This window comes from Thauera sp. SWB20 (genome assembly GCF_000831325.1).
Lineage (GTDB): Bacteria > Pseudomonadota > Gammaproteobacteria > Burkholderiales > Rhodocyclaceae > Thauera > Thauera aminoaromatica.
The window spans coordinates 241,438-252,993 of record NZ_JTDM01000016.1; the positions used below are offsets into that span (position 1 = coordinate 241,438).

The 11,556-nt window shown below is 70.1% G+C and carries 7 protein-coding genes and 1 riboswitch; of the genes, 4 read left to right on the plus strand and 3 right to left on the minus strand.

Going from position 1 to position 11,556, the window contains the following annotated elements; all coding sequences use genetic code 11:
* From PO78_RS08520 to PO78_RS08530, 3 genes are all read left to right on the plus strand, one after another.
* Entirely contained in the window at positions 1-507 is a 507-nt protein-coding gene (locus PO78_RS08520) for an acetone carboxylase subunit gamma (RefSeq protein ID WP_043743188.1), read from the plus strand.
* 213 nt (positions 508-720) lie between these two features.
* The gene (locus PO78_RS08525) at positions 721-2,733 is read left to right on the plus strand and encodes an AMP-binding protein (protein WP_043743190.1); all 2,013 of its coding nucleotides are present in this window, start codon (positions 721-723) and stop codon (positions 2,731-2,733) included.
* 385 nt (positions 2,734-3,118) lie between these two features.
* Positions 3,119-5,152 (plus strand): sigma-54-dependent Fis family transcriptional regulator, encoded by a 2,034-nt coding sequence (locus PO78_RS08530; RefSeq protein ID WP_231570651.1) that lies wholly within the window; start codon positions 3,119-3,121, stop codon positions 5,150-5,152.
* Positions 5,153-5,216: 64 nt separating this feature from the next.
* Here PO78_RS08530 and PO78_RS08535 read toward each other — a convergent pair whose 3' ends face one another.
* From PO78_RS08535 to thiD, 3 genes are all read right to left on the minus strand, one after another.
* Positions 5,217-6,317 carry an NAD(P)-dependent alcohol dehydrogenase gene (locus PO78_RS08535; protein ID WP_043743192.1) on the minus strand — a complete coding sequence of 367 codons (1,101 nt, stop codon included), beginning with the start codon at positions 6,315-6,317 and terminating at the stop codon, positions 5,217-5,219.
* A gap of 154 nt (positions 6,318-6,471) precedes the next feature.
* On the minus strand, positions 6,472-8,388 hold the full coding sequence (gene thiC / locus PO78_RS08540; RefSeq protein ID WP_043743194.1) for a phosphomethylpyrimidine synthase ThiC: 1,917 nt from the start codon (positions 8,386-8,388) through the stop codon (positions 6,472-6,474).
* A gap of 80 nt (positions 8,389-8,468) precedes the next feature.
* Positions 8,469-9,377 (minus strand): bifunctional hydroxymethylpyrimidine kinase/phosphomethylpyrimidine kinase, encoded by a 909-nt coding sequence (gene thiD / locus PO78_RS08545; protein WP_043743196.1) that lies wholly within the window; start codon positions 9,375-9,377, stop codon positions 8,469-8,471.
* Positions 9,371-9,466: riboswitch (TPP riboswitch) on the minus strand. Its footprint overlaps the gene before it by 7 nt.
* 97 nt (positions 9,467-9,563) lie before the next feature.
* Between thiD and PO78_RS23350 the strand changes: the two genes are divergently transcribed.
* Complete coding sequence (locus PO78_RS23350; protein ID WP_231570652.1) at positions 9,564-11,396, plus strand: carbonic anhydrase; 1,833 nt, start codon at positions 9,564-9,566, stop codon at positions 11,394-11,396.
* Positions 11,397-11,556: the final 160 nt, after the last annotated feature.

Below are 11,556 nucleotides of genomic sequence, written 5' to 3' on the forward strand. Positions count from 1 at the left end.
ATGTCTACCTACACCAATGAACAGGTCGCCCACCTCGTCGAAGGCTCGCTCGACTGGGAAACCACCTTCCGCATGCTGTCGATGCCCAAGGACAACAGCCGCTTCGAGCAGTACCTGAAGGCGCTGCAGGCCAAGGTCAGCTTCAAGGACAAGATCGTTCTGCCGCTCGGGCCGCATCTCTACATCGTGCAATCGGCCAAGACCAAGCAGTGGGTCACCCAGTGCGACTGCGGCCACGTGTTCGGCGACTATCGCGAAAACTGGAAGCTGCACGCCGCCATCTACGTGCGCGACACCGAGGAAGCGATGACTGAGGTGTACCCGAAGCTGATGGCGCCGGACACGCAGTGGCAGGTTTATCGCGAGTACTACTGCCCCAGCTGCGGCACGATGCACGACGTCGAGGCGCCCACGCCGTGGTACCCGGTGATCCATGACTTCGAGCCCGACATCGAGGCCTTCTACAAGGACTGGGTCGGTCTGCCGGTGCCGGAGCGCGCCGACTGAGGCGGGCTTCTCCCCCGGGCCGTGGGGTGCCACGGCCCGCTGTTCAACCCCCGGCTCCGGTCCGGGGGCCTTTTTGCGGAGACGACAAGATGATGAAGGCGCTCGTCCATCAGGGACCTGGCCGCATGGCATGGAAAGGCAGGGCCGGCGCCGCGCGCGCGCAGGCGATCGAGTTCATTGTGGAGGCGGCCTGAGCCGCAGGAGGGGACAGACATGTCGGAACACGTCCTCGCCAGCGGCTGCCGCTGGGAAGACACCGGGCTCGCCCGCTTCATCCGTGATTACGGCCACGTCGATCTCGCCGGCCTGCAGGCCTGCGCCACCGAGGAGCCGGAGCGCTTCTGGGCCGAGGTCGCCGAGGCGCTCGCGCTGCGCTGGACGCGGCCCTACCGCCGGGTGCTCGAGCGCAGCGCCGGGCCGGCGTGGCCGCGCTGGTTCGTCGGCGGTGAGCTCGATCTGTACGACAACCTGATCGGTCGCGTCGCGCGCGAAGACCCCGAGCGCCTGGCGCTGTCGTGGGAGGGTGACGACGGAAGCACGCGGCGCTACCGCTACGTCGAACTCGATGAGGAGGCGCGCCGGCTCGCCACCGGGCTCGCCGAGCTGGGTATCGGGCGCGGCGACCGGGTCGCGATCTACCTGCCGATGGTGCCGGAGACGGCGGTCGTGCTGCTCGCCTGCGCCCGCCTCGGCGCCATCGCCATGCCGCTGTTCTCGGGATACGGGGCCGACGCGGTGGCGAGCCGGTTGCAGGATGCGGGCGCGAAGCTGCTCGTATGCGCCGACGCCTACCTGCGTCGCGGCCGGCGCGTCGACATGCTCGCCGAGGCGCGGCTTGCGGCCGCGCGCAGTGCCGCGGTCGCGCAGGTGCTGGTAGTGGCACGCGACGGCGGTGTGCAGCCCGCCTCGGCGGACGGTGGCGCCCGCGGCAACGAGATCGATTACCGGCAACTCGTGGCGCGCAGCGCGCCCCAGGCCGGCGCCGCGCCGCATGCAGCCGATGCACCGCTGATGATCCTGTACACCTCGGGCACCACCGGGCGACCGAAGGGCGTGCTCCACACCCACGCCGGCTTTCCGCTGAAGGCGGCGCAGGACATGATGATGGCCTTCGACGTGAGGGCCGGCGAGCGCATCGGCTGGATCACCGACATGGGCTGGATGATGGGGCCCTGGCTGGTCTTTGGCGCGCTGCTGCGCGGGGCGGCACTGATGCTGTTCGAGGGCACGCCCGACCATCCGCGGCCCGATCGCCTGTGGCAACTCGTCGCGCGCCACCGCCTCACCCACCTCGGGCTGTCGCCGACGCTCGCCCGCCTGCTGATGGGCGAGGGCGAGGCGGGGCTGCCGGCAGCAGGCGCGCTCGCCAGCCTGCGCGTGTTCGGCTCCACCGGCGAGCCGTGGAACGAGGCGCCCTGGCGCTGGCTGTTCGAGCGCGTCGGCGAGGGGCGCCGGCCGATCATCAACTACTCGGGCGGCACCGAGATCGGCGGCGGCATCCTCGCCTGCTTCCCCGGCCTGCCGCAGAAGCCTTGCGGCTTTGCCGGGCCGATTCCGGGCATGGCGGCCGACGTGGTCGACGCCGGCGGGCGCAGCCTGCGCGCCGGCCCGGCTGCTGACCGCGGCGCGGGCACGCAGGTCGGCGAGCTCGTGCTGCGGGCGCCGTGGCCGGGCATGGCCGCAGGCTTCTGGCAGGACGACGCACGCTACCTCGACACCTACTGGTCGCGCTTTGCGGGCATCTGGGTGCATGGCGACTGGGTGCGGGTGGATGCCGACGGCCACTGGTTCATCGAGGGGCGCAGCGACGACACGCTCAAGATCGCCGGCAAGCGCGTCGGTCCGGCCGAGTACGAGTCGGTACTGGTCGGCCATCCGCTGGTCAGGGAGGCGGTCGCGATCGGCGTGCCCGACGCGGTGAAGGGGGAGGCGGCGGTGTGCTTCGTGACGCTGGCCGCCGCCGCTGGAGACCTGACCCCCGAGGCCTGGGCGGAGCGCGAGCGCGTGTTGCGCGCGCATGTCGCCGAGCGCCTCGGCAAGGCGCTGGCGCCGGCACGGGTGCATTGCACGGCGGCGCTGCCGCGCACGCGCAACGGCAAGATCCTGCGCCGCCTGGTGCGCGCCGCCTACCTCGGCGGCCCCCTGGGCGACCTCAGCGCGCTGGAGGATCCCGCCGCGCTGGAAGCCATCCGCGCCTGCGCGGAGCCGGCTGGGGCCGTCGCCTGAATCATCGGCTGAACCGTCCGCTTTTCGTACGCCGTCCGTACGGCGGCCGTACGAAAACCGGACGGTCGTCGGCTGGGCGCTCGTCCGTCCGTGCGCATGCGCCGGCTCGGGCAGACCGCGATGCCCCCGCAGGGCCCGAGACTGCCGGCTGCGGCGATCGTCTTGCCGACCCGCTGAGGGCAGTGGGGTTTTTGGCATTCCCTTTGCTATGCTTCAAGTCGAGGTGCGATGAGGCCGCCGCGGTCGGGCAAGGTCTCGCGCCGGATTGTCGCCTCATCCGTGGCGACAGCAGCACACCGGAACCGATGCGGCAGAACTGACAGGGGCTCGACCCTCCGGTCGCACACAGCGACCCGCCGTGTCGCGTTTCGCGAGGAGGAGACACTTGAACGCATCCCACACGCCCGACGGGCAGATGTTTTCCGATCCCGGCAATGATGCTGCGGTCATGGCCGCATGGGAGCGCTTCCTCGATGGCGGAGGAGGTGCGTCCGATGCGCTGCGCGGCCTGATCGACGGCTCATGGCAGCGCTGCCAGGAGCTCAATGTCGACCCCGACAAGCGCCGCGCACCGCCGCCGGTGGCCGAGGCCACGCTGGCGTCAATGAAGCTGCGCCATAGCGAACTGTTGGAGGCGAGCGCGCCCGTCATGGCCTGTGCGCGCGATTTTCTCGCCGAAACCGGCACGGTGATGGCGCTGGCCGATACCAGCTCGACGATCCTGACGATGGAAGGCGATAACCCCACGCTGGGCTCGGCCGAATCCATCCACCTGCTGCCCGGCGTGTCCTGGAGCGAGCGCATCTGCGGCACCAATGCCATCGGCACCGCGCTGGCGGTGGGCCAGCCAGTGCAGATCCATTCCGCCGAGCACTTCTGCGCCGGCATCAAGCGCTGGACCTGCTCGGCCACCATGATCCGCCATCCGCACGACGGCGAGATCCTCGGCGTGGTGGATGTGTCCGGCCTGTCGGAAACCTACAGCCGCCAGAGCCTGGCGCTGGTGGTCACCACTGCGAGCCGCATCGAGAACCGGCTGACCATGCTCGAGATGGAACGTCGCTACCGCCTGCTCGAGGCGGCGCTGCCGTACTGGAGCGGAGGCGCCGACGGCATCGTGCTGTTCGACCGCCGCGGCTATCCGATCAAGGCCAACGAGAACGCGCAGGCCGCAATTGCAGCATTCGGCGCCGATCTCGATCTTGCCGCGCCACGCCGCATCGCGGCGCTCGCCCTGGATGACGAGGGGCAGCCCCTGCCGCCCTGGCTGCGTGCCGACTGGCTGGTGCCGGTGAGCAGCCGCGGTGAGCGCCTGGGCACGCTGCTGATCGTGCCCTTGCCGCGGCTCGACCGTGCGCGGGCAGGCGAGCCGGTGCGTGACCTGGCTGGCGCGCCAGCGGTCGCGCCAGGCCTGCGCTCGGCCGAGGTGCCGGCCGGCTTCGCCTCGATCGTCACCGCGGATGCGGGCCTGTGCGACGCGCTGCGCAAGGCCGACCAGCTCGCGCGTTCGCGCGTACCGGTGCTGCTGCTGGGCGAAACCGGCGTCGGCAAGGAGGAGTTCGCGCAGGGCATCCACAAGGCCAGCCCTTTTCACGACGGCCCCTACGTGGCGTTGAACTGCGGTGGCCTGTCGCGCGAGCTGCTGGCGAGCGAGCTGTTCGGCTATGTCGAGGGCGCGTTCACCGGTGCGCGCAAGGGCGGCCTGGTGGGCAAGATCGAGGCTGCGGACGGCGGCACGCTGTTCCTCGACGAGATCGGCGAGATGCCGCTCGACCTGCAGCCGCACCTGCTTCGCGTGCTGGAGCAGGGCGAGATCTATCGGCTGGGCGAGAACACGCCGCGCAAGGTCAATTTCCGCCTGATCGCGGCCACTCACCGCGACCTGCGGCAGGAGGTGGCGGCCGGCCGCTTCCGCATGGATTTCTACTACCGCGTCGCGGTCACCTCGATCCGCATCCCGTCGCTGCGCGAGCGTCGCGGCGACGTGCGCCTGCTCGCCGCGCACTTTGTCGAGTTGTTCCGCGAGCGCCATGGCCTTGGCCCGCGCCGGTTCGACGATGCGCTGCTGGCGACCTTGGATGCCTACGCCTGGCCGGGCAACGTGCGCGAACTGCGCAACGTGATCGAGAGCATGGTGCTGATGGGCGAGGGGGAATGCCTGGGCCTCGAGGCCCTGCCGCCCGAGCTGGCGATGGAGCAGGGCGTGCCAGCGCCAGGGCTGGCGCAGGCTGTCGGCGCCCCGCCTGCCGTACGCAGCATCGCCACCGGCGAGGCGGAACTGATCCGCTGCGCCATCGCTGCCACCCGGGGCAACCTGACACAGGCCGCGCGCGAACTCGATATCGCCAAGAGCACGCTGTACCAGAAGGTGAAGCAGTACGGTCTGGAATCCGACGTCAGCCGGGTCCGGGGCGGCTAGCAGGCTGCGCGCCAGGGGCGGTCGGGTGTCCCGACCACTCCCTGGCGCATTCGGCGCTGCGCGCTCAGTCCGGCTTGATCGCCACCTTCAGCACGCCGTCACGCTGGTTGGCGAACAGCTCGTAGGCGGCAACGATGTCGTCGAGCTTGTACGTGTGCGTCACCAGCACGCCGAGGTCGACCCGGTTGGATGCGACCACGTTCATCAGCCGGCGCATGCGCTCCTTGCCGCCCGGGCACAGCGCGGTGTTGATGCGGTGGTCGCCCAGGCCGGCGGCGAAGGCCGACATGGGAATCGTCAGGTCGGACGAATACACCCCGAGGCTGGACAAGGTGCCGCCGGGTTTGAGCACGCGCAGCGCCGATTCGAAGGTGGCCTGGGTGCCAAGCGCCTCGATGGCGGAATCGGCGCCGCGTCCGCCGGTGAGCTTCATGATTTCGCTGACGACGTCGCAGTTGCGGAAGTTCAGCGTCACGTCGGCGCCCATGACTTTCGAGATGCCGAGCCGGTGGTCGTTGCCATCGACTGCGATCACCGTCGTCGCGCCCATCAGCCGCGCACCGGCGGTGGCGCACAGGCCGATCGGCCCCTGGGCAAACACCACCACGGTGTCGCCGAGCTTGATGTTGGCGTTCTCGGCGCCCTTGAAGCCGGTCGACATGATGTCCGGGCACATCAGCACCTGCTCGTCGCTGAGACCGTCGGGAATCGGCGCAAGGTTGGCCTGGGCATCCGGAACCAGCACGTATTCGGCCTGGGTGCCGTCGATCAGGTTGCCGAAGCGCCAGCCCGCAGTGGCCTTGTAGCCGTGGCCACCGCAGTGGCCGGACGGGATCAGGTAGCTGCCGTCCTGCGAGGCGGCGCCGTCCTGCGCGGCATAGGAATTGAAGTTGGGGCAGATCGCGCCGGCGATGACGCGCTGGCCTTCCTGGTAGCCCTGCACCGCGCTGCCGAGCTTTTCGATCACGCCGACCGGCTCGTGGCCGATGGTGAGGCCCGGCACGACCGGGTATTCGCCTTTCAGGATGTGGACGTCGGTGCCGCAGATCGTGGTCGTGGTGATGCGGATCAGGGCGTCGTTGGGGCCGATATCGGGAATCGGCTTGTCGACCAGTTCGATACGGCCGGGAGCGACGAACACCGTCGCTTTCATCATGGCAGTCATGAGGCGTCTCCTGATAAGGGAAGGTGAGTCCGCGCGATCGGGCGCGGACGGCCAGGACGACTATGGACCAGGATGACGCGGGCGATCTTGATCTGGATCAAACCTTGAGCGCGGGAGGGCCGTGCGCCGGGCGCGGGCCCTCCCGTACCTCAGGTCAGACGTTGCGGTACACCTCGGCTCCGCTCTTCACGAACTCCACCGACTTCACCTCCATGCCCTTCTTCAGCGCCTGTTGCTCGTCGATGCCCTGCTGCGCGGCGAAGTCGCGCACGTCCTGGGTGATCTTCATCGAGCAGAAGTGCGGGCCGCACATCGAGCAGAAGTGCGCCACCTTGGCCGAATCCTTGGGCAGGGTCTCGTCGTGGAATTCCTTCGCCTTGTCCGGGTCGAGGCCGAGGTTGAACTGGTCTTCCCAGCGGAACTCGAAGCGCGCCTTGGAGAGCGCGTTGTCGCGGATCTGCGCGCCCGGGTGGCCCTTGGCGAGGTCGGCGGCGTGCGCGGCGAGCTTGTAGGTGATGATCCCTTCCTTGACGTCCTGCTTGTTGGGCAGGCCCAGGTGCTCCTTGGGCGTCACGTAGCACAGCATCGCGGTGCCGTACCAGCCGATGGTGGCCGCGCCGATGCCGCTGGTGATGTGGTCGTAGCCCGGGGCGATGTCGGTGGTGAGCGGCCCCAGGGTGTAGAAGGGTGCTTCCTTGCACCACTCGAGCTGCAGGTCCATGTTCTCCTTGATGAGCTGCAGCGGCACGTGGCCGGGGCCCTCGATCATGACCTGCACGTCGTGCTTCCAGGCGATGGAGGTGAGCTCGCCCAGGGTCTTGAGTTCGCCCAGCTGCGCCTCGTCGTTGGCATCGTAGATCGAGCCCGGGCGCAGGCCGTCGCCGAGGCTGAAGGCCACGTCGTAGGCCTTCATGATTTCGCAGATGTCCTCGAAGTGGGTGTAGAGGAAACTTTCCTTGTGGTGCGCCAGGCACCACTTGGCCATGATCGAGCCGCCGCGCGAGACGATGCCGGTCATGCGGTTGGCGGTGAGCGGCACGTAGCGCAGCAGCACGCCGGCGTGGATGGTGAAGTAGTCCACGCCCTGCTCGGCCTGCTCGATCAGGGTGTCGCGGAAGATCTCCCAGGTCAGGTCCTCGGCGCGGCCATTGACCTTCTCCAGCGCCTGGTAGATCGGCACCGTGCCGATCGGCACCGGGCTATTGCGGATGATCCACTCGCGGGTCTCGTGGATGTTCTTGCCGGTGGACAGATCCATCACCGTGTCGCCGCCCCAGCGGATCGCCCAGGTCATCTTGTCGACTTCCTCGGCGATCGAGGAGGTGACCGCCGAGTTGCCGATGTTGGCGTTGATCTTGGTGAGGAAGTTGCGGCCGATGATCATCGGCTCGCTTTCCGGGTGGTTGATGTTGTTGGGGATGATGGCGCGCCCGCGGGCGATCTCGTCGCGCACGAACTCGGGGGTGATCGTCGCCGGCAGGCTGGCGCCGAAGTTCTGGCCCGGGTGCTGGCGCAGCATCATGTCGGCCATCTTCTGGCCCTTGGGCCCGGTGGCGCGCAGCGAGGCGATGTACTGCTCGCGGTTGAGGTTCTCGCGGAGGGCGATGAACTCCATCTCGGGGGTGATGATGCCGCGCCGGGCGTAGTGCATCTGGGTCACGTTCATGCCCGGCTTGGCGCGGCGCGGCGCGCGGTGCAGGCCGGGGAAGCGCAACTCGTCCAGGCTCTTGTCGGCGGCACGCTGGCGGCCGAATTCGGACGACAGGCCGGGCAGCACCTCGGTGTCGCCGCGCTCCTCGATCCACTGCTGGCGCAGCGCGGGCAGGCCGGAGCGGATGTCGATCCTGGCCGCGGGGTCGGAGTAGGGGCCGGAACAGTCGTAGACGAAGATCGGCGGGTTCTGCTCGGCGCCGAAGGAGGCCGGCGTGTCGGACTGGGTGATCTCGCGCATCGGCACGCGGATGTCGGGGCGCGAGCCTTCGACGTGGATCTTGCGCGAGTTGGGCAGCGGGGCGATCGCGGCTGCGTCCACATGGGCTGTGGCGGCGATGAATTTTTCGGTGGCGTTCATGCTGTGTCTCCGGGGGATCGGTGTGTTTATGTGGTGACGGGTGGATGCCGGGCTGCGCGTCGGGCAGCCTGCGGGAAGGTTTAGGACGTCGGCCGCGGCTGGCGCCACAGCGCATGGAAGTGATGGACCGGGCCGTGGCCGCGGCCCACCGCGAGCTCGCCCGCATGTGCGATTGCGCCGAGCAGCCATTGGCGGGCATGGCGCACCGCGGTTTCGACCGGACGGAACTGGCCTTCGGCCTGCGGCAGCAGCGCGGCGACCGCGGAGCTGAGCGTGCACCCGGTGCCGTGGGTGTTCTTGGTCTCGATCCGCGGCGCGGGCAGTTCGACCATGCGGTCGCCGTCGAACAGCAGGTCGACCAGGTCGTTGCCGGGCAGATGGCCGCCCTTGAGCAGCACCCAGCGCTCGGACGACAGCGGCAGCAACGCGCGCAGGCGCTCGGCGGCGCGATACATCTCCTTGACCGTGTCGGGTGCGCGCCGCTCGAGCAGCACGCCGGCCTCGGGCAGGTTGGGGGTGATCAGGAAGGCCTGCGGGAAGAGCGCCTCGCGCAGCGCCGAGATCGCGCTCTTCGCCAGCAGGCTGTCGCCGCTCTTGGCCACCATGACGGGGTCGAGCACCACCCTGGCCGCCTGCCAGTGCGCCAGGCGCTCGGCCACCGTGGTGGTGACCTCGGCGCTGCCGAGCATGCCGATCTTGGTGGCGTGGATGGCGACGTCCTCGAACAGGGTGTCGATCTGCAGGCGCAGGAAGTCGGTGGGCGGCACATGCACGCCGGTGACGGTGCGGGTGTTCTGCGCGGTAAGTGCGGCGACCACGCCGCAGCCGTAGGCGCCGAGCGCGGAAAAGGTCTTGAGGTCGGCGAACACGCCGGCGCCGCCGGACGGGTCGACGCCGGCGATGGACACCACGTTCGGGATGCGGGAAGCCGTCCCGGACGATGCGGACGGCGCGCTGCCGGGGGCAGCGGAGCTTGCGGACGAACTCATGAACGACGTTTCCCTACGCCGGTGCGAGCCGGATCAGGTTCCAAGGGTGTTTCTCAGCCCGTGCGCGGCGGGCACCCCTAACGAGAGCGTGGGAAGATACTGTATGCACTTTCGCGTGGCAAGCCGCTCAAGATCCCGCCCTCGCGGTCGTTTAGCAGGATGGAACGCCATCCCATGCCGACGCCGATGAAAAACCCGCGCCCTCTCCTCCTTGCCGTGCTGCTCGCCCATGTCGCCGGCGCGGTCTGCGCCGCCGACTGGCAGCTCGTGTTGAGCGACCGCGATCGCCGCATCGAGATCGATCGCGCGAGCATCCTCCGCTCGGACGCCGGCACCAAGATCTCCTGGGGGCGGGTGGTGCTGACCTCGGAGGAGGCGCGGCGCTCCGGCTATGCCATGATCAAGGCGCTCAACCGCTACGACTGCCGCAACCGCAGCTTCGCCACGGTCAAGCGGGTGTATGTCGATGCCGACGACAACATCGTGCGCGAGGAGCCGGTGGCGGCCGAGGCGCCGATCGCGGTGGCGCGCAACACGGTGGACGAGCGCATGTGGCGCGAGGTGTGCGATCCGCCCTCGGCGGTCGAGCTGCAGAAGATGGCGGCCGAGGCGGCCCGGATCGCGAGCGCGCAGCCGGCGGCGGTGGCGGCCCCTGGGGGCGCCGCAGCGCCCGCGGCTGCGGCGGTTTCGACGCCCCCTGCCGCGGCCGCCGCCACGGCCGTGCAGTCGCCTGCGGCGAAGCCCGCGGAGTCTGCGCGCGCGCAGTCCGGCAGCGTGCGCCAGCCGAGCGCGGAGTCCGTCTCCGCCGAGGTGGTGCGTACCGGTGCCGGCGGTGAGCAGCCCGCCGCGGCGCCCCCCGCCTTCGAGACCCACGTCGAGATCCCGGCCAAGTTCCTGCCTGGCGGTCAGGGCGCCGCGGCGCCCGAGTCCTCTCGCAAGTCCATTCTGCCGCCGCTGCCCAAGTTGTCGGCGACGGCCGAGCCCGAGGCGAAGACCGCGCCGGCCCCCAAGCCGCCGGTGCGCGAACAGCCGCCTGCGCAGGGGCGCGCTGCGCCCGCTCCGCAGGCGGCTGTGCCGGCCCGCCAGGCGGCGCCAGCGCCGGAGCGGCCGGTCGCGCCGGAGCGCGCGGGCGCACGCGAGAAGGCGTCCCCGGCCAGGGCCGCGTCCGCCGTGCCGGCAAGACCGACGCCGCCGCGCCCGCGTCCCGCCGGTCCGGAACGCGTCGCCGCAGCGCAGCCGGCATCGCCGGACGCGACTCCCGCGCCGCCCGAGCGCGCCGCGTCGGCCCGCGAGGAGGCCTTGCGCGCGGCCGGCATCGAGCTCACCCGCCTCGGCCCGGGGGTGCCGGAGTGGAGCTACGAGGGCGAGCGCGGTCCGCAGCACTGGGGCCGCATGCGCCCCGAGTGGCGGCTCTGCGAGGAGGGCACGCGGCAGTCTCCGATCGACCTGCGCGACGGCATCGCGGTCGATCTCGCGCCGGTGCGCTTCGACTACCGTCGCACCGGCTTCCGCATCCGCGATACCGGCAACACCTTGCAGGTCGAGGTTGGCGAGGGCATGGGCATCACCGTGCGTGGGGTGCGTTACGCGCTCGAGCGCCTCACCCTGCACCGCCCCTCGCAGGATCGCGTCGGCGGCATGGCGCACGACATGGCGATCTACCTGCAGCATCGCGCCGATGACGGCCGCATGGCGATCGTCTCGCTGCTGCTGTCGGCGGGCGGCGACGCCAGCCCGGCGCTGCAGACCTTGTGGAACAACCTGCCGCTCGATCGCGGGCGCGAGTTCGTTCCCGACGCCGTGCTCGACCTGCCGGCGCTGGTGCCGGCCGACCCGGGCCACTACCTCTACACCGGCTCGTTGCCGATGCCGCCGTGTACCGAGGACGTGCTGTGGGTGGTGATGAAGCAGCCGGTGACGATCTCCGCGGACCAGCTCGACGTCTTCGCCCGCCTGTACCCGCGCAACGGCCGGCCGATCCAGCCGACCAACGGCCGGCCGCTGCTCGAGTCGCGCTGAGCGTCGTCCGACCGCGAAGAGCCCCATTTGCGCACTTCAGGATTCCCGGAGGCCGGATCGGGTGGCGGGAACGACCCGCGATGGGCAAGGTCCGCGCGCCGGCGGGGCGTCGGCGATCATGGCCACACGGGCGAGGCGCTACACTAGCGGCCTCGCCTCG

Bases quoted from the DNA above. Each gene is read 5' to 3' on its own strand.
- thiC (WP_043743194.1), bottom strand. From the start codon at position 8,388: ATGAACGCCACCGAAAAATTCATCGCCGCCACAGCCCATGTGGACGCA.
- PO78_RS23350 (WP_231570652.1), top strand. From the start codon at position 9,564: ATGAAAAACCCGCGCCCTCTCCTCCTTGCCGTGCTGCTCGCCCATGTC.
- PO78_RS08520 (WP_043743188.1), top strand. From the start codon at position 1: ATGTCTACCTACACCAATGAACAGGTCGCCCACCTCGTCGAAGGCTCG.
- PO78_RS08535 (WP_043743192.1), bottom strand. From the start codon at position 6,317: ATGACTGCCATGATGAAAGCGACGGTGTTCGTCGCTCCCGGCCGTATC.
- thiD (WP_043743196.1), bottom strand. From the start codon at position 9,377: ATGAGTTCGTCCGCAAGCTCCGCTGCCCCCGGCAGCGCGCCGTCCGCA.
- PO78_RS08525 (WP_043743190.1), top strand. From the start codon at position 721: ATGTCGGAACACGTCCTCGCCAGCGGCTGCCGCTGGGAAGACACCGGG.